The sequence below is a fragment of the Brevibacillus sp. HB2.2 genome (assembly GCF_013284275.1).
GTDB classification, from domain to species: domain Bacteria; phylum Bacillota; class Bacilli; order Brevibacillales; family Brevibacillaceae; genus Brevibacillus; species Brevibacillus brevis_D.
Map to the genome: position 1 here is coordinate 120,368 of NZ_JABSUV010000014.1, position 20,977 is coordinate 141,344.

Below are 20,977 nucleotides of genomic sequence, written 5' to 3' on the forward strand. Positions count from 1 at the left end.
TCCTTTTTGTTTTCTATATGTTATCTGGCGATAAAAAACCAGATGATCATCGTAACTTGCAAGATGACTTTTACGACCGCACTGCCCAAAAATCCAATTAGTGAGCCTACCCCCGCTTTCACTGCTCGCTCCATTGACTGCTTCTGTACCATCAACTCTACGAGAACGACGAATACGAACGGCAAGATCAGCATACCAAACGGTGGGAAGACGAATATCCCGAGGATAATTCCGGCGGCAGCAGCTATAGACGACCACTTGGACCCCCCGTACTTTTTCACAAAGTACATGTTCGTCAGCAAGTCAGCACCGTAAAGCAGAATGCTTAGAACGACCATTCCCCACCAAAAGGATGCCGGCAATCCCGCTCCCGGATCTGCAATGAAAAAGTGATAGAGCAAAAAGCCCCCCCACAACAAGATCGTATCAGGTAAAACGGGTAAGAAAATTCCTGCGATGCTTAGCAGGAACAATAACACAACCACGACCCACAAAAATATTTCCATCCACTACACTCCCTTCATTTAGGTATACGAGTGATTACCAATTTCGTTGCGCGCTTATTCACTTTTGTCTACACTATTTTAAAAGAAAGTAGACACGGGGGTAGTTTCATGAAAAATTGGCATGATCTCTCTTACTTGAGCAGAGGAACGATGCGCCAAAAAGCGGCGTGGGAAGCGATTCAACAGACGCATATCATGGAAGTACTAGCCGATTACCGTCCAGTGCTTGCCGGAACCATCCCATTGGACATTGATGTTGAGCAAAGCGATCTGGATATTATTTGCGAGAGTCATGATCTGGATCAGTTTAAGCAGGTTGTTCGTAAAGCGTTTGGCTGCTCAACCAGATTTGAAGTGACAAAACTCGATCTAAAAGGGATTCCCACGTGCGTTATTTCATTTTTCACAGCTGGCTTTTGGTTTGAATTGTTTGCTCAACCGGTTGCTGTGGAAAAGCAAAACGCCTATCGTCATATGGACATCGAAGCACGATTGTTACATATAGGGGGCTTGGATGCGTGTATACATATCAGGGCTCTGAAGCAAGACGGCCTCAAAACAGAACCTGCATTTGCTCGATACTTTCATATTCCGGGTGATGATCCGTATGAGGCCTTGTTGCAATTGGAGTCGTTGACCGAACAGGAATTACGCCAAAGAGTTCAGCCCCTACGAAAGGATTAATCTGCCAGCAAATCTATCAACTTGCTGGGATCATAAGGGGTAAACAGTGACTGGCGTTGCAACCGATCATTAAGGAGGACATACTATATGGATTGGCTGATAGAGCTACCGCTCCTCACTGGAGAGAATCGGGTAGAAACAAACGTCGACTTCTCATTTAAGAGATTCGAGTCAAGTGGGCTTCAGGAGCCCCCAGATTTTATCCATGATATCGTCCTGCAATGGGCCATCGCCCCTTTTGTTGTTCATGAACATACTGCTTATCGGATTCCGGCCGACAACGATCCCGAGATAGAAGCGTATGCTTCCGTCAATTTCACAAGCCTGTTTACGAAAGTACGGGGAATATACATGAATGGAAAGATGGAGGAAATCAGGCTGGAGGACTTAAAGCCGAATATAAAAAGTTCTTTTATCGAATCGGTCATACATACAAGTAAGATTGATCCTCTGGTAAGCGATTTTTATCTACGGGGAGAATGTGAGCGTAGTAATCGCCTAAACGTAAAGCTGTTCCAAATAGACAGGGATTCCTTTCTCAAGCAGACTACCTACCTTGCCCAACCGGATCACAAAAGGCTCTGGGACTTTATGAATAGACCATTCAAAACGTGTGACGAGGTCTCCATATCCCCCACGAACTGGGTGCTCAGTGACGACCTGCTAGAATCCCCCTTTCTCGTATTTCTCTCACGCTATGCAAGTGAGGTTGTTTTAACGGTGAACGAAAAAGATCAGAATGTTACTATGGTTTCATTTAAAGAGTAATCAGGGCACTCAGCTGGCCGACGTAACCAGCTTCCTGTTCTCAGGATTACCGACTTTTTGTTTTTTTGTATTCAGCTTTCGTCTCTCGTTAGCATAAACTTTTCTTCATTCTAAAATTCATCAGCTTAGTGCTATTGCGTTCAACGATTTGCGATTTTACTACGATGTACCCTTTTCTTTCAAAAAAGGGTCTAGCGGTAATACTCGAATCGGTTTCTATTTCGATTAGACCTAATTTTTTGGCTTCAGATTCAAGTGTGTCTACCAATGCTGAAGCAATTCCTTGCCCCTGATGCTCTTTATGAACAAATAATCTATCCAGGTAACCTTGTAAACTCATGTCAGAAAAGCCCACGATATAACCATTCATTTCAGCAACATAGGAAATATTACTCGTTAGAGCTTTCAACCAGACCTCTTTCCTCTGCTTCAAATCCGCTAGGGAAGCCCAAGCATTTACTTGTTCTTGCGTGTAGTCTTGCTTATTTATGGTATGTACGGTCTCATAAAATAAAGTGATGATCTGGTCAATATCCGTCTCATGAAATCTTCGAAGTAGCATGGAAACTCCCCCTAGAGTATAACGTGGCTACCGAATCATACCGGCAGCCGCGTCTCGTTTTTTTATTGTAGCATCGTTCCCCCGATAGTTTACGCTCATTTATTCACATGGATATGTACTTTTCGTTACCTTAACAACCACACCGCATTGTAGCGTCCAACAATTGGGGGGCCGTTCATTTGCGGTCTGCTTTTTTGTGAAGAACTGAAAGATCACCTTACTCCACTGATTGAACCACCGAATGCCGTGATGCCATTCTGGATAATACAAACACAGCAATGATGGCGATGATTACGCCGAGTACTCCGAACCAGGTAATGGATGCTAAAGAAACACGGTTAACGATCAGCCCGCCAATTCCTGCGCCGACTGCCATGGCAAGCTGCATCATGGAACTGTTCAAGCTCAGCATGACGCCCGTGGATTCAGGAACAAGCGAAACTAGGTTAAATTGCTGCGCGGGAGCAGATGACCATGCGGCAAAAGACCAGAGGATCAAAATGGCGAATACGGCAATGACCGACTGTCCGACTAAAGATAGCAAAATCAACGAAATGACGTGAAGCACCATCCCAGAAACGAGCGTGTATTTGATGCCCCGTTTATCCGCACTGTAGCCGCCGACTTTCGAGCCAATCAAACTGGCAACGCCGAACACGAACAGAGCTGCGCTAATCAATGATTCATGTAAATGAGTTACCTCTAGCAGAAAAGGGGATAAGTAAGTATAGACGAGGGAATATCCTCCCAACCAGAAAAAAGTAATCGCTAAAGCAACCAAAACCTGAGGTTTTTTTAACAAAGCAAATTGTTTAATCAGAGGGATAGGCTTGTCGCCCTGCATACGTGGTATAACTGCAGCAATGACAAGCATGGCCAAGCCCGCGACAATCGCAATGGCCAGAAATACCGCTTTCCAGCCAAAAGCAGAGGCTATCATTCTGCCCAGCGGGACGCCGATGATGAGCGATGCGGTAATGCCCATGGTGACGTTCGCGATGGCGCTGGCCTGCTTACCTGGCGGAGCAATTTTGGCGGCGATACTGAGCGCGTTAACTGTGACCACCCCGGCGCCTAACGCCGTAATGATTCTCGCGGTAATGAAGAAGCCAAAGTCAGACATTATAAATGTCAGCAGGTTTGCGGCAATAAAGAGGCCCAGCGAATAAAGTAGGAGCTTAAGCCGGTCCATTTTGGCCGTCAGCGCCATCAAAATAGGAGTGCCGACCGCATAGGCCAGGGAATAAACCGTAATGAGCTGACCTGCTACCGCAACGTTAGTTCCCGATGTTTCTGCAATTCGGTCTAATATTCCGGAAACGATGTAATTGGATGTTCCAACTAAAAAACTGATCAAGGCTAGAACGTAAACTTTCCAAGTGCTCTTCATCATTCACACTCCTGATGTGTTTTATATCACTACGAAAAAACGCCACGGCTGCATGTCAGCAGCTAAAGGAGCCAGCGCGGAGCTTGCCGTAATGTTTCGGTCTATTCCTCCCGCGAATCTTGATCTCGGGATCATAGTTACAAACCGACATGGTTCTCTCCTCCTTTTGAAAAAACGGCATTCAGCATTTTGTGTCAATACAACACAAGTTGCTTGAACAACACCTGTTGTATTTGTATGCTATAATAGCAACCGAATGGTACGCAATCAGCAATAATCATAAACCGTTGTATAGACAACACCATTTCTATAATGTCGTTTTACTGGGGAGATCTTAACCATGACCATTAAAAAGAATGCAGCTGATCCTCGTGTGATACGTACACGTCGACTCCTTCAAGACGCTTTTGCTTCATTAATTCAAGAAAAAGACTTTGAATCGATAACTGTTAGGGATATTGCAGAGCGGGCTACTGTTAACAGAGCGACTTTTTATGCGCACTTTGTAGATAAATTCGAAATTCTTGAGGCCAGACTAATGGAATCATTTATGGCAATCATGAATCGTAGAATAAGCGGTCAAGAAGTATTGAATGAAGAAACCATTCAGAGTATTTTTCTCGGGGTATGCGAATTTCACGAGGGTCTAAGCACTATGTGCAAAAGAAGAAATACATCGCTTGTATCTGTATTCGAAATTCAAATAAAGGAAAAAATTCAAACGATACTTCTTTCCTTTATAGACAAAGACAAGAAGCTATCGACTCCAAACCAGCAATTCTTAATAAAAACAGCTTCTGTCATGTTAAGTTGGGGGATGTATGGGGCGGCTTACGTTTGGAACAATGAGGGGCGTCTAATAAGTGCGGAATCATTCGTTAAACAGTCTTTGCCCTTAGTAATGAACGGTGCCAAAGAACTGCTGGGATAGGTCCTTTTGTTGTGTATTACAATGAATCATCCCGCCATTCTTGCGCACTGTACGACGATCTGGCCTCAATCTGTTGATCATCCTTCCCGATCGTCGACTTGATGTGACCATCTAGGTGGATTCGCACATCCACCCTTCAGAAGGGGGATTAAAAAACTACCAGTCTTTATAAACTGGTAGCACATAACTCATATATTGTGATAATCACATTTGATCATTTTGTAGCTGCTCTTCTCATCGACAGCCCCCGATGGCACGAAGCTATTTTACTGTTTCACCTACTGTGTCATTTCAAACCTTTTATGCGTGGGAAGTAAGCGGGAAACGAAAATGTTCTGTCTCCATTTTTAGCGAGGGGCGAACAAATAAGACATCATCGGTCGTTGTCATCCATCCAGATTGGATCTTTTCATTCTCACTATCTGGCATAAAGTGAAAATGAATGATCGTTGTCTCAGCAGTTATCAAATGAGAAATGACCATTTCTACATCCACTGGTTTTTTACTTACAAGATCAAATACATGCAGTTGGTCATCTTCGCGTTCAAATAAGACAATCACATCCGCCTCTTCGAGATAATAAATCGCATCCCGAAAAACAAGCAAAAAGTAAAACATCAACAGATGCTCGCTTTCCTTAATGCCTAGTCTCGATGAAACAGGGATTCTTTTCGCAGCAAATTCCTTCATAATATGAAAATCAGCCTCATTATCAACATCCAGCTTACGCAACACCGATTTTTGTTCCACTTGCTTTTTCAAATCGGTTGCCAATAAACGAAAACTACTTTCAAGTACTCTCTCAAATCCGAACTTCGGATAAAAATCGAGCACGGTATCATTGGCATACAAATAGATAAAATCGTATTCCTTCTCGCATATTTCAAGAATATGGTTCATCAATTTCGCTGCCAGCCCCTGGTTGCGATAGGCAGGATGCGTCATGACCGTTCCGATCTGAAGTGCCTTGTAGTCTTTTCCATTGGATGTCACGATCATCCTACTGGCAGAAGCGTTCGCAATAACCTGATCCCCATCCAAATAGGAATAGCACACATAGTTGTCATTCCAAAAGCCCTTGTTATCCCATTCTCTAAAATCGAGTTGAAAGATCTGCTTGGCGAGGTCATTAAAGCTTTCCTTGTATGTTTCGATATGCTTGTAGTCACTAATCATTCGATATTCACGCATTTAAAACCTCCCCTTCTATTTTTTGTGCGGTTTGTCATCATCCATTCCCTTTTCGCAATCCCTTCTTTCCAACTAAAAAAGACCACAAGAAGAATTCTCTTCTCATGGTCAAATTTATCGTTGTGATGAAGATACCTATCCCGAACTGAATAGATATCATGTACAAACGTGAAATTTGTTTGAATGAGATATATGCCTTCTAATCGCTTTTGAAAAAAGGTATAAAAAAGAAACCAAGGGCACGCCCTTCATTTAACCTTTTCCCATATAAAATTCATTCGAATTTTACTTAGCGATTATCAGTTTCATCATACTCAATCAAAACCTCTTTTCACATTCGATACCATTACTATATTTGACTTTCAAAAGGTTGTAAATGAACATTCAAAATCCACTCACATTTTTGTAAGTATCGTTATACAAAAAAGCCATTTTCTTATATAATTCAAATACCCCCTTTTTAAAAAAGGGGACACCGTTTTCAAAATGGACCTCGAGGGGGGTGTACCAATGGCGAATGCTCTCAATTTGCCACATACCGCAGCGGCTCATGCAAAGCCTAGAAATAGTGAGGCGATACTTTGCATGAGGTGGTCTTCCGTTTAAACGAATCATCGCCTTCATTTGCGTATCTCATTTCCTATTTCTTGGCTTTGCCCCTTATTTGCCTATCTATAAATAAGGAGCGAGCAGAAATGAAATGTGTGAAAGCAAATTTAATCCTTCCTGAATCGTTACTCGCGGAAATTCAAAAGTACGTGCAAGGAGAAACCATTTATATTCCGAAGACAAAAGTAACCCATCAAAAATGGGGGACGCGCACTGGCGGAAGAAAACTCCTGGATGAGCGGAATACAGCTATTAAAAGCAGTTTTCGGGCCGGGACGGCTATTTCTCAGTTAGCGGAGGAATACTTTTTGTCTACAGAGACGATTAAAAAAATCGTGTATACCAAATAGACGTTTATAAAGCACTGAAGACCTTTTCATTAGGTTGTCAGTGCTTTTTTATGGCGAGTTTTTTTGGGAAATGTCCTTTCCCTTTCTCCTCACCTGCAAACACGCTAAAGTTAAAGAAGAACCCACCTTACAAGACAGAAACAGGAGGAACCGCAACATGGAACCTTTTATCCATACGCATCAATATCACTTCATTAAATCACGCGTTCAAGCAATCATGAACGCCTATGCGACCAGTACAGATGTCAACGTGATTCGTGCTCGAAAAGAAATCGCTCATGAAGAAGTCTTTCAATTGTTCCCAAACCTGACGGAAGAACAAAAAGAGATTTTGCATCCGATTGACTCGATAAAAGAAAAGGCAGAAGGAAAGCAGTTTTTGAATCAGCTTTCACCGTTTGTAATTCCATTCCCTGCTATCACAGAGTCTTCCATTAAGAAGCTCTTTCCAAAAGTAAAGAAGCTGAAGGTCTCGAATTTAGCTGAGATCGATTTTTCAGAAATCTCTTATCTGAGCTGGCTAGACACTGCGACGGAAAAGAAATTTATTGTTGCTTACCACGAAGGAAAACTGATTGGCATACACGGACAGTTTACAAACGTTAACAAAAAAGGCGTTTGTGCGCTCTGTAATCGCTTTGAGGAGATCGGCATGTTCATCCTTGAAGCCAAAGGTTCCGGGGATGGAACGTATTTGAAAAAAGGAAACTACATTTGCCAAGACAGCATGTCATGCAATCAAAATATCATTTCGCTGGATAAGCTGAACGATTTTATTGGGCTGATGGTGAAATAAATCTGCTACTAAAAAGAATAAGCCGCCGGGTCTTCATACCAGGCGGCCTTTCCTATTTCGCTTACTTGATCTCGTTCAGACTCTCTTCCAAACGATCCCACGTTTGGGTGATGCCCTCTAGCATCCCCATGTCCATGACAGTTTTGAGAGCTTCCGCAGATACGTACTCTGAACGGCTGACCAGCTTCGTCTTGCCACCCAAATCGATGAATTCCATCATAACCTCTGTCGAAGGCATCGCATCGTTTGTGTTGCCTTCTGCATCTGAGAAGTAATCGGTATAGATGATTTTCTCGGGCTCAACTATTTCCTTATAAACACCTTTGCCCCAAGATTCCATGCCGTAAAAATCCCCTTGATTCTTATCGACGCACTTCATGCAGTAATGCCAAACACCACCTGGGCGGAAATCAACATGACAAACCGGAAGTTCCCAGCCTTTCGGTCCCCACCAGCGCTTGAGATGCTCAGGCTCCTTAAACATCTTGAACACGAGATCTCTAGGCGCGTCGAATACACGCTCCAGTACCAGCACTCGCTCGTTCTCTACCCTTGAAACCATTGCGTTTCTTGACATAGTAATTCCTCCTCATTCTTTTGAATGGATCTCAAGCTTTTTCCTTGTTTTGCAGTTCCCGCAAATAGTCTTCCAGGTTATCGAATCTTTCTTCCATCACCCGCTGGAATGACCTCACCCAAGAATCCAGCGCTCGGAAGGGCTCGGGCCTGAGTTTGTAAAATCGGCGGTTGGCTTCGGCCTTCACATCCACGATCCCATTGTCGCTAAGCACCTTCAAATGCTTCGAGGCTTGGGGCTGGCGAAGCCCCAGTTGGTCAGCGATTTCCCCTACTGTCAGAGGACCGTCGCGCAAAAGTTCGACGATTTTCATACGATTTGGTTCAGCCAAAGCACTCAGCGTCGCCATGTCCATGCCCGGATTCATCCCTGACATGTCACTCACCTCGTTACATGATGGATTCTACGCTCATCTCATCCCCTTCAGCTTTATTGTGATCGTTTTGTTAGGTAAAATATACACCAAAGGGAATATTCCTGTAAAGGAATATTTAAAGATTTTTCAGATCGTTTGTTAGTGATTAATCAATCACTAATGTTTATCATTTAGTTCATGGATGCACGATTCTGCAAATGTTGGATCGTTGCCGTTATACCCTCCTCAAAATTCGTCGCAGGAATCGGCCCAATAAGCCGTTTATATTTTTCTCCACTAAGAATCAACGGTTTTTCGGTTAAGTACAGCATCTCGACAACCTCCTTCATCACCGGGACGAACATCCCCAGCAAAGACAAACCCATTTTCCCCAGAGGAATGACAGGCTTCACGATGCCACTTGCTTTTTGAGCGATTCGGACGATGTCTCGACCGGAAATGATGCCTCCACCTGGAATGTGCCAATTTTGTCCATAAGCAAACTCGCGGCAGGCCAACTCTACAATCATCTTCGCTGCATCAGGCAAATAAACAAACTCGCGAGGAACACGCATATTCCCAATAAAAATCCCAGGTTTTCCAGCGGCAATTGCCTCCAGTGTGGACCCTAAATACGATGCTTGGTTAGCAGTAGGTCCGTAATAATCCGGTAGTCTGACAATCATCGTTCGATTATGATCCCAGCGATTGCTAAACAGCATCTGTTCAAATGCCAACCTGATTTTTCCTTTCTTCGTATGCGGTTGCTTTGGATGCTCCTCCGTCACTGGTTCCATCTGCTTTCTTCCGTATGGATAAATGCCGTCTACCGCAACAACTTTCATTCCTCTCTTATTGGCGGCTTCCATGATCGCTTCGCCAAGTGGGATCAGCTTATTCACCATCTCGTGATAAGGAACGTTTGCACAATGAAATAGTACATCCGCTCCTTCCGATGCTGCTACGATGTCTGGAGACCGGAATGCATCCCCGACTGCTAATGACAAATGTGCTGGATTCCCCAATTCTGACGCCATTTGCTCTAGCTTTTGTAGAGAACGCCCAAAAGCAATCGTTTCAATCCCTCGATTGATCAGCTCTGTCAAAATTGCCGCTCCCGTTCCGCCCGTTGCCCCGACTACCATCGCTTTTTTCATTCAAATCATCTCCATTTGTTTCATTTGTGATTGATCAATCACTAACTTACTAGAAGAATAACGCTTTAGTTAGTGATTAGTCAATAACTAATTGTCTCAATTTTCCCTCCGTTATTCCTCCATCAATTCTGGCATGTCCAAAGCCACTGAAATATTACACAGCATTCCTCTTGCCAAGAAAATAAGCGTTCTCTCTTCCGGATTCGCGATGCCCGCTTCACGAAAAGCTGTTAGGACGATCTGACGAACCCCCCGAAATGCTTCGCGCATTGCCTCACGAATCAAAGGCTCTTGAATCGTCTGGGCTTGCATTTGAAGCAGTATTTCATTTTGATGCGAAGCCAAAATCTTTTCATATGCCTTAATTAAATCTGTTTCCAATTGCTCTTTGGATGCGGACTCCACAACGAGACGGAAAGAGTCGATGATCCGCTCCCACGATGCCTCTAATGCTGCCAGTAACAAAGCTTCTTTCGATGCAAAAAACTTGAAAATATATGGCTGAGAAATCTTTGCACGCTCTGCCACTTGCGCTGTCGTTGCCCGGAAATACCCGATTTCAGCAAAGACTTCAATGGCAGCAGAAATGATTTCCGTTTTACGATTGACCGACGCCATTTCTAGATCGTCTCCCTTTTAGTGACTCATCAATAATACCTGATTATACGTCAGTTTGTGGTGGGTTTCAAATGACGTGCAACACTCCCATACAGGCTTGCCACGAACTTCGCGATTGATGATGGGCCAGAATGACTGGAATGCTGATAATTTACTTTACCGTTTATTATATTTTTCCGAATTTTCCATATTTTATATATTAAATTAAGCTTGTGTGTGCTATCATTGAAATGATAGTTATATTCTTCCATTTAAGGAGGTGAATAACAATGCTGAAGAAACTACTTCAAAAAATGGGTGCTAACTCAATCATTCCATGCCCTCGGGGGTGCATACCAGCAGGTAAACATTGTCTGTGTGCCAATTAATGTTAGATAGTAATTAAAGGCCGTCCCAACAGCTATGCGCGTGGCAGAGGGATGGTCTTTTTGCGTCAACTTTTCTAGCTCACCAGCTACTCGATTTATTTTCGAAATATATGTTGTGCCCGGTCGTATACTTTTTGAAAAATGAAACTTGTATAGGGGGAAGATTTATGAAAAAAATTGCTCTGTTTGGTATTGCTGCTGCACTATTTCTATCGCTTTCATTTCCTAGTGTTAGCAGCGCAAAAGAACAACGTATACCTTGTGAAGTTGACGGGTATTGCGGATGGCCAACCTATAGCGTTTAACGCCAATACTTACCCTCGACAAAATCGTACCAACAAGGCTGTCCCAAACGCCATAAATATAGCTAGTGGATAGCCTTTTTTTGTCGTACATCCCCGGTTGATTTGACATTTTTGAGCGGTTGGACATGACAGGTAACTGTTTGTTATATGCCCAAATTTTTCGCCTACTGTGATATCGCCCTTACATAGCTCCGCAATTTGCATAGCTTGAGTTTGAGGTTCTTCCTCATACTTTTCAAAGGGGTGATATCGATGGGATTCTTTGACGACAATTTTGCTTTGGTCTTGGTTCTTTTCGTTTTATTAACAATTGTTGCTTGCAGTTGTGATGAATGCTAATATACCTGTCCAATGTTATGGGCGGCTAAGCTGCCCTCTTCCTCCCTCTTCGAAATCATTGAGCTTTGAGCCCTTCTTTGTCCAATCCTCCCACGGTACGCTTTCGTAGAAAGAGGATTAGTATTATGGAGAGGATAGCTGAGGACACCCTGTCAGACGACAAAACCTACCATTTCACCAAAAGAGCCGCCCGGTTCTTTTCCGAGCGGCTTAACGTCTTCATGTCAGGAGTCTAACGACTTGCGACTACATACTTCCAGAGTATTATATATTTTACGCCTTTCACTTGCGACTTGCTTTGCATCTGTCATTGCATCAAATGAAAGGTTAAGTTACAACATGTAAATATTTACCATTTTATTGAAATTTAGTATAATTACCTTTGGTTTATGGATTTATGGTCAGAATTGATCAAAAGGAGTGTTCTAGGTATGAAAAAACAGCTTCTCTCTATTTCACTGTTTGCTTTACTCCTCTCTGGCGCACCTGCATATGCTTCCGCTTCTAGCAGTGCTCACGTACAAAGTGAACCAAACACAGTCTTCGTTGAGCAACAAAAACAAGCACAATCATTCACCAAATATTATTACCTTACTCCTGGGCAGTTAAGTCCAAAGGAAGCGATTTATCTAAAAAAAGGGCAGGAGCTCCGTATCCGTGCAAATGGTAGCTTTGCTAATTACACCGTTTATAATGCTCAAAATAAACAGATTTGGAGCGGTACGACAGGTATCATTATTAAGGCTGATGAGGACGGGTATCGCTACGTACAATTTCAAGCGCCGTATTCTTATCAGGATCAAAATGTAATCGTAGCTACTTATACGATTCAGTAAAGCTTGAATAGATTTTAGCCCGTCTTGATAGTGAAGACGGGCTTTATAACGTTTTGCATCACACTTCGTAGTGATCCGCATTCATCGCCCTATCTTTTGTGTGGATCGCATGGTTATTGCTTTTTCAGCAACATACTACCAATCTCTTCTAGGAGCATTTCCTTTCCAATTGGGCCAAAGGCTTTGGTATTGAATGTTTCATTGGTAATCTCATAGAGATGGCCTTGTTGAACTGCCTTGTTGCTTTTCCATACTGGGCTATTCTTCAGTTCTGCGTAAACATCATCCGCTTTCCCTCCGAAATTGACGAGGAACATATGGTCTGCCTGAAAATTCGTCAGTCCTTCTAGCTCGATCATTTCCATTGTTTTATCTGTAGGTGTTCCAGCTGCCGGCTTCAGGCCGAGGTCAGTGAATAAAATATCTGCATAGCCATAGTTCCCGTACACACGGAACAATTTTGGCGTTACGGCCAGGAACATAAAGGTCTCATCGCCGTACGCTTGCTTGAGTTGCTCACGCATTTCTTTCGTCTTCTCGTCATACCCAGCCAGCCATTTGTTCACGTCCTCTTCTTGTCCAAACAGGCGACCGATTTCTTTAAACTTATCACGCCATTTGTCCATGTCTGTCTCCAGAACGACAGTCGGCGCGATTTTGGACAGCTGCTCGTACATCTTTTGCTGGCGGTTATTCATAATGATTAGGTCTGGCTTTGTTTCTACCACAGCTTCTAAATTGATAGAGTCATCCCACATCCAGCCAACTGGTTTTACATCTGTCAGCTTATCCGCTACGTGGGACATGATTTTTGTCTTGTATGTATTGGCCGTAGCAACGGGCTTGTGTCCCAAAATGAGAAGCTCCTCCGCCGCTCCCGATACGTCAGCAATTCTCTTTGGTTCCGCTGGGATCGTCACTTCCCCCATCAGGTGCTTGACTACGCGTGTCTCAGGCTTCTTCGGTGCTTCCGCAGCCGTTTGGCTAGTTCCACAACCCGCTGACACGGCAGTGACTACTGCGACCAAGCAGGCTAGTACGATTTGTGTTCCTTTTTTCATGTGTTCATTTCTCCTCGTCACGTGATGTTTGGTGTGAATTATCATTTGATAATGATTATCATTATAAGTGACAGAGTAGATAATCACATATTTGAACTCTTATGTCAATGATGTTTATATTTTTTATGTATATATAAAAAAGAGCTTGTCCCATTGTCTCTCGACTTTTAGGACAGCTCCTTCCAACCTAAGGCCAAGTTGATGCATAAAAAGCATGTTGCAGATTGGGAATTTCTCCGCATCCTCTTGCTTTTTCATGTCATCGTAGCAATACTACTTTGGTTCATAGTTGCCATCGTGCCCGATTCAACTGTTCTTGATCACGCAACCTTTGATTACCCCCTCCCCCTTCTCTTAAGAATTTGGTGTAACGTTCAATCGAAATGAAACAGCAAAATAACGAAACGAATACTGATTATAATTTGAACTAGGTCTCTTATCTGAGACGCGTATGAAAACCTTTCTTTTCTTAGTGGAGGGAGCACGATTATGCATAAGGTAGTTGAGCCAAAAATTCTTTACTTTGGGACGCCAGTTGTACTCATCAGCACATTAAATGAAGACAGTTCTGTCAACTTGGCACCTATGTCTTCTGCATGGTGGCTGAATCAATCATGCATGCTTGGAATGAGTAGTTCATCTCAAACCGTTGCCAATTTGTTGCGCGAGCGTGAATGTGTTTTAAATCTTCCTTCGTCTGATCTTGCTCATGCGGTAGACCGTCTAGCTCTCCTAACTGGGCGAAATCCTGTCCCGGAACGTAAGGCTAATGTGGGATACCGATTTGAACCAGATAAATTCAAAACGGCTAGGCTCACCCCCCAAGATTCGGACCTGATTCGGCCACCACGTGTTGCTGAGTGTCCAGTTCAATTAGAAGCAATCGTAGAGCAGGTCCATAATTTTGAACTGCCCAGCTCTTTAAAAGCTATTGAAGTGAAGATAATACGCGTTCATATTGATGAACAAATCCTTATGACTGGCGAGAAGAACTACATCGACCCTGAGAAGTGGAGCCCACTGATTATGAACTTCTGCGAATTTTTTGGCCTTAGCCCCAAGGTGCACCCGTCAAGATTAGCCCCAGTTTTTGGGCCTTCTCCAGGTTCCATTGGTAAATCGAATTAAACATCGTTGGGTGCTTTTGAGCGCCCTTTCTTTTCGAATATTTTTACCAGAAGTTAGCGATGAAGCGGAGCGTTTTGGCTTAGGAATTGGAATTGTAGCGTATGCCTCCTGTAGCATTCAGTAAGATTCAATTGTTTGAAGTGATGGAGTATACCAAATAACACGATGAGGCACCTCTTCTCTACCAGGAAGGTGCCTCAAGTTTTTGAAGACGCTGACTATACAAAAAAAGAGTGAAGTCGACAAATACTGATGAGCGAAGCACAGCTTCTTTCTGTATCTCAATGTCGAATAACTCAGATGGTAAAACTAACTCCTGTAAGTTCTTCACTCAACAACCAGAGCCGCTTGGCAGCCTGCTCGTCTGCAGCCCATGGGCATACGCCGGGTACTCCTGGCTTCCCTCCATCAATCGGAATCAAAGGAGCAATATCGATATTTTGGCAATAAACGCCGCCTTTTCCGTCGAGTTGGTTGCTTACAGCGCACCAGACGATTGTCGCTGCTCCTTCCGGTACGGTTTTGCGTTCCTCCGTCAATTCGCTAAACGCCCGCCGTCCCTGTATGTCGATCACCCCAGAAGCGCTTAATTCTTCATTGGACAAATGACGGGAGAGCTCGGTGACGATGGTGCCAGGGTGTACGGAAAACGCGCGTACATGGTGTGGCTTGCCCCGCTTATCCAATTCTAGGGCAAATAGGGCGTTAGCCGTCTTGGATTGCCCATACGCCTCCCACTTGTTGTAAGAGCGGTGTAGATAATTCGGATCTTCGAAATGGATGTTACCTAGTCTATGACCGCCTGAAGAAACGGAAACGACTCGAGCGCCGTTTGCTCGTTTCAGAGCTGGCCAAAGCCGTGATGTCAGTTGAAAGTGTCCCAAATGATTGGTGGCAAACTGCAGTTCATATCCTCTGCGATCGTGCTGTTCAGGTATAGCCATGATCCCTGCGCAGTTCACGAGAATATGAAGGGGGCGGTCCGATTCCTCAAATTGGTGGGCGAAGGCATCGATTGAGTCCGGATCGGCAAGATCAAGCCCGCCTAGTTCCGCTTCAGGAACAGCCTCCATTGCAACTTTGGCTTTGTCCAGCGAACGGGCAGGAACGATTACTTGGGCGCCTGCCTTCGCGAGTACCCTCGATACCTCCAAGCCAATACCAGAATATCCGCCAGTCACAATGGCAACCTTACCGGCCAAATCTACTCCTTGCATGATATCTTCGGCAGTTGTACGTGGTCCGTAACCGATGTGCAGCGGTTGTTGCGGTATCCGTTGGTTTGCTTCAATCCTCATATTCTTTTTCCTCCTTTTGATGCCCATCCTTGATCTCTTGAAAATGCTTGAGCTTGTATCGAATGATTTCAGCGGTTGCGCTCAATTCGGATATGCGTTGCTCGATCGCCTCCCGGTGCGCGTCCAACAACGCATAACAGTGCGCATCGTCTTTTAGTGAGTAGTGCTCTACGTACTCTTTGATTTTCTTGAGTGGCATGTCTGTTCTTCTGAGATGGTTCAAAAAACGGATACGACCGATATCTCCCTCGTCGTACATTCGTTTTTGTCCGCCGCCTCTCGTCGGCGAAGCAAGCAGTCCGATTTTCTCGTAATAACGAAGGGTATCCGTAGAAAGCCCTGTCTGCTCTGCAACTTCGGAAATCGAATACGTCCGTTCTTCGTTCATGAATGCCTCCTTACTTGCTCAACTTTTCCTAGCGTTATAACCTTACTCCTTGGAGTAAGCTCCAAGTCAAGGTCTTCCTTGCTCTTTTTCTTATGGGGAATTAAGGAGGAACTTTAAAAAAACTGTACAAAAATAGCTGCCCACACAGACTATTTTGTACAGCATGATACTTATGTACAGATTCAATTTTGCTTGTCATGTATGGTATTTATGATGTACAAATTTTTTTATAGAGATGCTTTAGGTTCGAAAAGTAAAGGACGTCGGATAACGGTTTATCTACCTGTTCGAGCAGCTTCGTAGGTCACTTCGATAAAAAAAAGCCCCCAACTGCTTTAAGCAAATTGGGGGTTACAAGAAGTAATACGTGAATAAAAAAGTAGTCTTCAATATAGTAGGATATCAGTTCTATATTTACTACAAGTATATATTAGTATGCATACCTTCTCTTGCCAAAAAAATAGCGCAGACTCATCAGCACAGATTAAATCGATTCATTCTAGGGGAAGTCCCATTTGAATGAGGACTTCTAATCAAGCGAAATTAACCCAAAATATACTCGGCCAATACGCTCTGTATCTGGTAAATATTCAAGTTCTTGTTAAATTGTTTTTGGATCGGTACTGCACTTCCAGAAACCCAAATTTTCAATTCCGCATCCAAGTCAAAATTTCCGGCTGTTTCAATGCTAAAATGATGAATACTTTTATAAGGAATGGAATGGTACTCTATCTTTCTGCCAGTAATACCTTGCTTATCAACTAGTATTAACCGCTTGTTGGTGAAGATGAACATATCACGAATTAATTTGTACGCCTTTTCTATTCTCTCATTGTTCGCTAAGATTTGAGCATACTCCTGTTGAACCTCTGCAATGTTAACTTCCGAAGCATTACCCATTAGACCATCTAATAAACCCACATTAACGTCCCCCTATTTAACTAATTGATAAATCATATTCTCCAAACAGCTTAAAATTCCTACCAAAGTAGTTACTTTTTCCTCAAGGGGAGTGATTACCTTGAAATTTAGGATATAGAAGCCTTTGCTGTTAGACTCCCGAAATATTGTGTTAAATCACTCGAAAAGTGGAATGGTTCAGTCACGTTCTTGTGTGACAAGGTATTTCGCACCGAAAAATATTGTAAGTATTTGGGTTAATTTGTAATATTTAGTAGAATCTAAAAATTAGGAGATGATAGAATTGAAATGGTTTGGTAAAGTTGCGTTAGTTACACTACTTTCTGCTTCCGTTTTTCTACCATCAGAAACATTTGCTGCCGGCTCCCAGCAGTCTTCGACCAAAGAAGCAGCACCTGCTGCGACTGAAACAAAAGTATTAGGTTTTGAGCAAGGAACTAGAGGATATTCTGACTCTGCTTATTTTTATATTAATTCTCCTACTGTTCTTACTGTTAAGGTGACTCAAAGTGGAATAAATGTTGATAATCCGTTAGTAGAGTACGCGATATATAGACAAGACGGAACTGATTATAACCCAAACTTTGGATATTTTCTGTTTCCTGGGTCAGGTTCATTTAGTTTTCAAAGTACGAAAGTGTTACCAATAGGCCAGTATTATATTAGAGTTAAGAACAATGGAGCCGGGAAAGTTCGTGGAACTGTGTCAGTCATCACTCCATAAATACCCTTTCTTATTTGATGGAGGCTTTCTACTGAAGGCCTCCTTGCTAGATGGGTATCCATAGCGTGCTTTTTAATATTTTCGTGTTGTTCGTCTGTGATATTTCCTAATATATCCCATTTCGTAAAAGCTACCTTGACCCTACACCCCCTCAAAAACTAACTACGGGATTAAATTTCTGCAATGGCCCTTTTTGCAAAGTAGGCTAATGCCCAGAGCGTTTTCATCTCCGCAAAAGTACACTAAATTAAAAAACTTTTGGAGGAGATATTTTCGATGTCCATCGATCCACTTTGCAGGTAATTTGGTGATATACTTGAAATTCCGCCCCAGATAATTAATGGCGTATGTACCTTAATGACAGTTAGGAATATGCCCGTAACTATTTTAGGGCGTCCTTCTCGTTCAGCTCTAACGGTACCAATAATGTTTTCATTTGAATCCGTGGATCAAAATGGGAAGGCGCTTTGTTTGGGTGAAACAGTAATTCTCCCAGAAGAAATTAACCCATTTATTTCAGTTCTTCGCCATTACGATATACTGGTTACTGCCCTTCACAACCACTGGCTTTTTATCAATCTTGTGATGTAAAAATAAGTTCTACGAAGCCAGTCAAACTTCGTGATCAACATGTATACGGTATATAGATATATACAGAGAGACGTCCTAATTTGGACGTCTTTTTGACGCGCCTTAGACCGTCCAAATTGCACCTTAGTTTCCTTATGTTCAATCTGTCATTCAATAGCCCTGTGCTTCCTAATAGGCACAAATCAAAATGGTTGATAGATCAATATTTTACAAAAATTTGAAATTGAGTTACGCTATTATTACTAGAATTTTCTGTAAAGGAGGTGATACTTATGAAAAAGCTTTTTGCTTTTGCCATAGCAGTCGTTATGGTAATGTCAGTCTCTACGGCTGCTTTTGCATACAGTAAGCCAAATTGTAGTAGCAGTGGCGGCGGTGGCGGCGGTGGCGGCAGTTGGGGTGGTGGTGGCAAAAAACCCCTTGAACACCATTGTACACCATATTAATCCCAGATAATTTGAGTAAGCCTCCAATTGGGGGCTTTATTCAATTACCGTTTTGTTACATACTATCGAGGTGATTCAATACAACCTTGAGGATAACACTTACTCCGAAGCAAGATCTGTTGAAAACGATGCCGTTCAAATCGAACGGCTATTTTACTTTTTACACCGATTGTTAAAATGTGAATGAATCCATCCCCGATATGAATTTGTATAGGGCTGTCATGGTCAAAGACCATTCCTATCGACTTTCTTCTATCCTCCTCCAAACGCCTTTTGCCGATTCGTCTGATTTCGTCGCGGCCATCACAGCCCTCCTGTTTTTCTGCCAGCTTCATCTATTCCTGTCTACATTCAAAGTAACGCATTTACCCAGTCAGTATTATCGGAGGCGGATCGAGCTGCCATTGTTGAAGGTCAACGATTTCGACAAGACAAAAGTGAGTGAGAGAGTTTCTCAATGACTCAAGAAGGCAGACAAATACACAATTTGTAGGATTTCCATATCTGTCTTATTCACCCTAAGGGAGAAAATCATATCCTATCTGGAAAGTCGGACACTTTGGCCAACCTGCTCAGGCACCTATGCTTGAAACTGCCTAGCGAAAAGGAGTTGAGAAGTTGACACATTCAGCGAAAAGCACCTTCAACAGCTCTATTAAAATTGATGTCCTGATCCCCGCTATTGAGAAAGACCTCGGCACTCTTCCCTATGTCATTGACAGCATCCGTAAGCAAGTGAAGCATCCTCTCGGTAAGATCATGGTTGTATCGCCACCAAGCAAACGAATTCAAGCCCTCTGCCGGCGTAAAAACTGCACCTTCATCAATGAAAGACGCGTCCTACCAATCACAAAAAAAGACATTCGCTACCAGACCAAACGCACCAATCGCTCAGGTTGGCTGCTCCAACAATTGTTGAAGCTGGCGGGAGGAAACTTGACCAAGCAAAGGTATTATCTTGTGATTGACGCCGACACCATTCTCATCCGACCTCATGTCTTTCTCGTCAATGGGAAAACCGTTTTTTACTGCCGTAACTGGAGTCGTCCCGAGTATTTTCGCACCTATAGGAAATTAATGGGGGCCAAACCAACCGCTTCGCGCTCTTTCGTTGCCCACTATATGCTGTTCGACAAATCGAAGCTCTCCCGACTGAAGTCTAAAATTGAAGCTAGGCATAAGACTAGATGGTACTGGGCGATTATCAAGAAGACCAACAAGCAGAGTTATGCTGGCTTCTCCGAGTTCGAAACTTATGGTAACTTCGTGAAAGCTCACTACCCCGGCCATCTGGTCGTAAGAAGTTCCCTTAACAAAAGCTTATCTTCAAAACCAGCATCACTTACTCGCAAACGAACCATCAGACTGGCTCAGAAATACCGGTCCATTTCCTTTCATAAACGCGGCTGGTATATCCGGAAGAAGAAGAGCGCGAGAAAAATGAAGCGCTGATGTGTATGCCCACTTCTCAAAGAAAATTGAGATAGATATCATGGACAAGTTTGAAAGCAACAAGGAAAGTATGTATTCTGAAAATTGCCCACCAAACGGTTTCAAAACTCCATGAAAACCGCATAAAATCAACATTTGTGAAGTGTCAGTGGGCTTTACATGTAAAAATGCCCGATATAATGCTGCTTAGAGCCCTTCAACTTTGGAGGGCTCTTCTCTTCATTTCGTATTTCTAAAATGATTGGAGAAACGTGGAGTGCCGACGGAATGGACAGCTCCTATTGTAGCTGCCATTTCAGCTGGTAAGTCTTTTCGATTGCAAGTTCCCTCTAATCACCAGAGGGATTCTTGCCTGTTTTCTTTTCATAGCCATTCGAGTCACAGCAATCACCTTTTTTCAGAATGATACCTGCTTTTATAATGTGCGAAAAGACGTCCAATTGTTGGGTTTAAGTTTTCTTAGGGGGATGGAGGTACCTGCAAGAGTTAGGGAAGTTTAAGTTTGCCAGGCAGAAGTCACGCTGGCTAGGAGCATTCAAGGTTCGTTCTTTGTCATAACATGAGAATATTAATGGAAGTCGGAAGAAAGGGACTGGTTGTGCCAGCCCCTCTTTCATTTCTTTTTT

General features: G+C 43.1%; 27 protein-coding genes. 14 read left to right on the forward strand and 13 right to left on the reverse strand.

Going from position 1 to position 20,977, the window contains the following annotated elements:
* Positions 1-20: 20 nt before the first annotated feature.
* Positions 21-506: a DUF456 domain-containing protein gene (locus tag HP401_RS12655; RefSeq protein ID WP_015891597.1), complete on the reverse strand. Its 486-nt coding sequence runs from the start codon at positions 504-506 to the stop codon at positions 21-23.
* Positions 507-614: 108 nt separating this feature from the next.
* Between HP401_RS12655 and HP401_RS12660 the strand changes: the two genes are divergently transcribed.
* A complete protein-coding gene (locus HP401_RS12660; RefSeq protein ID WP_173605241.1) occupies positions 615-1,190 on the forward strand; it encodes a DUF4269 domain-containing protein in 576 nt (191 codons plus the stop codon).
* 87 nt (positions 1,191-1,277) lie between these two features.
* Positions 1,278-1,958: a hypothetical protein gene (locus HP401_RS12665; protein WP_173605242.1), complete on the forward strand. Its 681-nt coding sequence runs from the start codon at positions 1,278-1,280 to the stop codon at positions 1,956-1,958.
* 88 nt (positions 1,959-2,046) lie between these two features.
* Here HP401_RS12665 and HP401_RS12670 read toward each other — a convergent pair whose 3' ends face one another.
* Both HP401_RS12670 and HP401_RS12675 read right to left on the reverse strand, forming a co-directional pair.
* Positions 2,047-2,520 (reverse strand): GNAT family N-acetyltransferase, encoded by a 474-nt coding sequence (locus tag HP401_RS12670; RefSeq protein WP_173605243.1) that lies wholly within the window; start codon positions 2,518-2,520, stop codon positions 2,047-2,049.
* A 217-nt stretch (positions 2,521-2,737) separates the two neighbouring features.
* On the reverse strand, positions 2,738-3,910 hold the full coding sequence (locus HP401_RS12675; RefSeq protein ID WP_173605259.1) for an MFS transporter: 1,173 nt from the start codon (positions 3,908-3,910) through the stop codon (positions 2,738-2,740).
* A gap of 340 nt (positions 3,911-4,250) precedes the next feature.
* On the opposite strand from HP401_RS12675, the gene HP401_RS12680 reads away from it, so the two are divergent.
* Positions 4,251-4,841, forward strand: a complete 591-nt coding sequence (locus tag HP401_RS12680) for a TetR/AcrR family transcriptional regulator (protein ID WP_173605244.1) — start codon at positions 4,251-4,253, stop codon at positions 4,839-4,841.
* A gap of 300 nt (positions 4,842-5,141) precedes the next feature.
* On the opposite strand, the gene HP401_RS12685 is transcribed toward HP401_RS12680, so the two are convergent.
* A complete protein-coding gene (locus HP401_RS12685) occupies positions 5,142-6,032 on the reverse strand; it encodes a GNAT family N-acetyltransferase (RefSeq protein WP_173605245.1) in 891 nt (296 codons plus the stop codon).
* A gap of 384 nt (positions 6,033-6,416) precedes the next feature.
* Positions 6,417-6,656, reverse strand: a complete 240-nt coding sequence (locus HP401_RS12690) for a hypothetical protein (RefSeq protein ID WP_173605246.1) — start codon at positions 6,654-6,656, stop codon at positions 6,417-6,419.
* Between the two features lie 71 nt (positions 6,657-6,727).
* On the opposite strand from HP401_RS12690, the gene HP401_RS12695 reads away from it, so the two are divergent.
* Together HP401_RS12695 and HP401_RS12700 are read left to right on the forward strand one after the other, a co-directional pair.
* Positions 6,728-6,991 carry a CD3324 family protein gene (locus HP401_RS12695; RefSeq protein WP_007718970.1) on the forward strand — a complete coding sequence of 88 codons (264 nt, stop codon included), beginning with the start codon at positions 6,728-6,730 and terminating at the stop codon, positions 6,989-6,991.
* 157 nt (positions 6,992-7,148) lie between these two features.
* The gene (locus HP401_RS12700) at positions 7,149-7,787 is read left to right on the forward strand and encodes a FusB/FusC family EF-G-binding protein (RefSeq protein WP_173605247.1); all 639 of its coding nucleotides are present in this window, start codon (positions 7,149-7,151) and stop codon (positions 7,785-7,787) included.
* Positions 7,788-7,848: 61 nt separating this feature from the next.
* Here the strand turns inward: HP401_RS12700 and HP401_RS12705 are convergent, their stop codons facing one another.
* From HP401_RS12705 to HP401_RS12720, 4 genes are all read right to left on the reverse strand, one after another.
* Positions 7,849-8,364: an SRPBCC domain-containing protein gene (locus HP401_RS12705; RefSeq protein ID WP_142496694.1), complete on the reverse strand. Its 516-nt coding sequence runs from the start codon at positions 8,362-8,364 to the stop codon at positions 7,849-7,851.
* A gap of 31 nt (positions 8,365-8,395) precedes the next feature.
* Positions 8,396-8,740, reverse strand: a complete 345-nt coding sequence (locus tag HP401_RS12710) for an ArsR/SmtB family transcription factor (protein ID WP_015891606.1) — start codon at positions 8,738-8,740, stop codon at positions 8,396-8,398.
* Positions 8,741-8,910: 170 nt separating this feature from the next.
* Entirely contained in the window at positions 8,911-9,876 is a 966-nt protein-coding gene (locus HP401_RS12715; protein WP_173605248.1) for an SDR family NAD(P)-dependent oxidoreductase, read from the reverse strand.
* 111 nt (positions 9,877-9,987) lie between these two features.
* Entirely contained in the window at positions 9,988-10,494 is a 507-nt protein-coding gene (locus HP401_RS12720; RefSeq protein WP_015891608.1) for a TetR/AcrR family transcriptional regulator, read from the reverse strand.
* A gap of 535 nt (positions 10,495-11,029) precedes the next feature.
* Here HP401_RS12720 and HP401_RS12725 point away from each other — a divergent pair.
* The 3 genes from HP401_RS12725 (at position 11,030) to HP401_RS12735 (ending at position 12,342) form a co-directional block, all read left to right on the forward strand.
* Positions 11,030-11,167: a hypothetical protein gene (locus HP401_RS12725; protein ID WP_155801098.1), complete on the forward strand. Its 138-nt coding sequence runs from the start codon at positions 11,030-11,032 to the stop codon at positions 11,165-11,167.
* 252 nt (positions 11,168-11,419) lie between these two features.
* Positions 11,420-11,506 carry a YjcZ family sporulation protein gene (locus HP401_RS12730; protein ID WP_016743434.1) on the forward strand — a complete coding sequence of 29 codons (87 nt, stop codon included), beginning with the start codon at positions 11,420-11,422 and terminating at the stop codon, positions 11,504-11,506.
* A gap of 431 nt (positions 11,507-11,937) precedes the next feature.
* Positions 11,938-12,342 (forward strand): hypothetical protein, encoded by a 405-nt coding sequence (locus tag HP401_RS12735; protein WP_173605249.1) that lies wholly within the window; start codon positions 11,938-11,940, stop codon positions 12,340-12,342.
* Positions 12,343-12,455: 113 nt separating this feature from the next.
* On the opposite strand, the gene HP401_RS12740 is transcribed toward HP401_RS12735, so the two are convergent.
* Entirely contained in the window at positions 12,456-13,403 is a 948-nt protein-coding gene (locus HP401_RS12740; RefSeq protein ID WP_173605250.1) for an ABC transporter substrate-binding protein, read from the reverse strand.
* 489 nt (positions 13,404-13,892) lie between these two features.
* On the opposite strand from HP401_RS12740, the gene HP401_RS12745 reads away from it, so the two are divergent.
* Positions 13,893-14,531 carry a flavin reductase family protein gene (locus HP401_RS12745; RefSeq protein ID WP_173605251.1) on the forward strand — a complete coding sequence of 213 codons (639 nt, stop codon included), beginning with the start codon at positions 13,893-13,895 and terminating at the stop codon, positions 14,529-14,531.
* Positions 14,532-14,827: 296 nt separating this feature from the next.
* Here the strand turns inward: HP401_RS12745 and HP401_RS12750 are convergent, their stop codons facing one another.
* The 3 genes from HP401_RS12750 to HP401_RS12760 all read right to left on the reverse strand — a co-directional run bounded on the left by HP401_RS12750 (position 14,828) and on the right by HP401_RS12760 (position 17,138).
* Positions 14,828-15,829 (reverse strand): oxidoreductase, encoded by a 1,002-nt coding sequence (locus HP401_RS12750; protein ID WP_173605252.1) that lies wholly within the window; start codon positions 15,827-15,829, stop codon positions 14,828-14,830.
* Positions 15,819-16,217, reverse strand: coding sequence for a MerR family transcriptional regulator (locus HP401_RS12755; RefSeq protein WP_173605253.1), 399 nt, complete (start codon positions 16,215-16,217; stop codon positions 15,819-15,821). The genes HP401_RS12750 and HP401_RS12755 overlap by 11 nt, the downstream gene beginning before the upstream one ends.
* Positions 16,218-16,760: 543 nt before the next feature.
* A complete protein-coding gene (locus HP401_RS12760; protein ID WP_015891615.1) occupies positions 16,761-17,138 on the reverse strand; it encodes a PH domain-containing protein in 378 nt (125 codons plus the stop codon).
* 283 nt (positions 17,139-17,421) lie between these two features.
* Between HP401_RS12760 and HP401_RS12765 the strand changes: the two genes are divergently transcribed.
* The 5 genes from HP401_RS12765 to HP401_RS12785 all read left to right on the forward strand — a co-directional run bounded on the left by HP401_RS12765 (position 17,422) and on the right by HP401_RS12785 (position 20,351).
* A complete protein-coding gene (locus HP401_RS12765; RefSeq protein ID WP_172142344.1) occupies positions 17,422-17,862 on the forward strand; it encodes a hypothetical protein in 441 nt (146 codons plus the stop codon).
* Between the two features lie 321 nt (positions 17,863-18,183).
* Positions 18,184-18,453 carry a DUF1259 domain-containing protein gene (locus HP401_RS12770; protein ID WP_309145125.1) on the forward strand — a complete coding sequence of 90 codons (270 nt, stop codon included), beginning with the start codon at positions 18,184-18,186 and terminating at the stop codon, positions 18,451-18,453.
* Positions 18,454-18,725: 272 nt separating this feature from the next.
* Entirely contained in the window at positions 18,726-18,899 is a 174-nt protein-coding gene (locus tag HP401_RS12775) for a hypothetical protein (protein ID WP_173605255.1), read from the forward strand.
* Positions 18,900-19,099: 200 nt separating this feature from the next.
* Complete coding sequence (locus HP401_RS12780; RefSeq protein ID WP_173605256.1) at positions 19,100-19,360, forward strand: hypothetical protein; 261 nt, start codon at positions 19,100-19,102, stop codon at positions 19,358-19,360.
* 157 nt (positions 19,361-19,517) lie between these two features.
* A complete protein-coding gene (locus tag HP401_RS12785) occupies positions 19,518-20,351 on the forward strand; it encodes a DUF6492 family protein (protein ID WP_173605257.1) in 834 nt (277 codons plus the stop codon).
* Positions 20,352-20,977 lie beyond the last annotated feature (626 nt).

Excerpts from the sequence above, each read along its gene's own strand:
- HP401_RS12655 (WP_015891597.1), bottom strand. The coding sequence starts at position 506 with ATGGAAATATTTTTGTGGGTCGTGGTTGTGTTATTGTTCCTGCTAAGC.
- HP401_RS12660 (WP_173605241.1), top strand. The coding sequence starts at position 615 with ATGAAAAATTGGCATGATCTCTCTTACTTGAGCAGAGGAACGATGCGC.
- HP401_RS12665 (WP_173605242.1), top strand. The coding sequence starts at position 1,278 with ATGGATTGGCTGATAGAGCTACCGCTCCTCACTGGAGAGAATCGGGTA.
- HP401_RS12670 (WP_173605243.1), bottom strand. The coding sequence starts at position 2,520 with ATGCTACTTCGAAGATTTCATGAGACGGATATTGACCAGATCATCACT.
- HP401_RS12675 (WP_173605259.1), bottom strand. The coding sequence starts at position 3,910 with ATGAAGAGCACTTGGAAAGTTTACGTTCTAGCCTTGATCAGTTTTTTA.
- HP401_RS12680 (WP_173605244.1), top strand. The coding sequence starts at position 4,251 with ATGACCATTAAAAAGAATGCAGCTGATCCTCGTGTGATACGTACACGT.
- HP401_RS12685 (WP_173605245.1), bottom strand. The coding sequence starts at position 6,032 with ATGCGTGAATATCGAATGATTAGTGACTACAAGCATATCGAAACATAC.
- HP401_RS12690 (WP_173605246.1), bottom strand. The coding sequence starts at position 6,656 with ATGAAGGCGATGATTCGTTTAAACGGAAGACCACCTCATGCAAAGTAT.
- HP401_RS12695 (WP_007718970.1), top strand. The coding sequence starts at position 6,728 with ATGAAATGTGTGAAAGCAAATTTAATCCTTCCTGAATCGTTACTCGCG.
- HP401_RS12700 (WP_173605247.1), top strand. The coding sequence starts at position 7,149 with ATGGAACCTTTTATCCATACGCATCAATATCACTTCATTAAATCACGC.
- HP401_RS12705 (WP_142496694.1), bottom strand. The coding sequence starts at position 8,364 with ATGTCAAGAAACGCAATGGTTTCAAGGGTAGAGAACGAGCGAGTGCTG.
- HP401_RS12710 (WP_015891606.1), bottom strand. The coding sequence starts at position 8,740 with ATGTCAGGGATGAATCCGGGCATGGACATGGCGACGCTGAGTGCTTTG.
- HP401_RS12715 (WP_173605248.1), bottom strand. The coding sequence starts at position 9,876 with ATGAAAAAAGCGATGGTAGTCGGGGCAACGGGCGGAACGGGAGCGGCA.
- HP401_RS12720 (WP_015891608.1), bottom strand. The coding sequence starts at position 10,494 with ATGGCGTCGGTCAATCGTAAAACGGAAATCATTTCTGCTGCCATTGAA.
- HP401_RS12725 (WP_155801098.1), top strand. The coding sequence starts at position 11,030 with ATGAAAAAAATTGCTCTGTTTGGTATTGCTGCTGCACTATTTCTATCG.
- HP401_RS12730 (WP_016743434.1), top strand. The coding sequence starts at position 11,420 with ATGGGATTCTTTGACGACAATTTTGCTTTGGTCTTGGTTCTTTTCGTT.
- HP401_RS12735 (WP_173605249.1), top strand. The coding sequence starts at position 11,938 with ATGAAAAAACAGCTTCTCTCTATTTCACTGTTTGCTTTACTCCTCTCT.
- HP401_RS12740 (WP_173605250.1), bottom strand. The coding sequence starts at position 13,403 with ATGAAAAAAGGAACACAAATCGTACTAGCCTGCTTGGTCGCAGTAGTC.
- HP401_RS12745 (WP_173605251.1), top strand. The coding sequence starts at position 13,893 with ATGCATAAGGTAGTTGAGCCAAAAATTCTTTACTTTGGGACGCCAGTT.
- HP401_RS12750 (WP_173605252.1), bottom strand. The coding sequence starts at position 15,829 with ATGAGGATTGAAGCAAACCAACGGATACCGCAACAACCGCTGCACATC.
- HP401_RS12755 (WP_173605253.1), bottom strand. The coding sequence starts at position 16,217 with ATGAACGAAGAACGGACGTATTCGATTTCCGAAGTTGCAGAGCAGACA.
- HP401_RS12775 (WP_173605255.1), top strand. The coding sequence starts at position 18,726 with ATGAAAAAGCTTTTTGCTTTTGCCATAGCAGTCGTTATGGTAATGTCA.
- HP401_RS12780 (WP_173605256.1), top strand. The coding sequence starts at position 19,100 with ATGAATTTGTATAGGGCTGTCATGGTCAAAGACCATTCCTATCGACTT.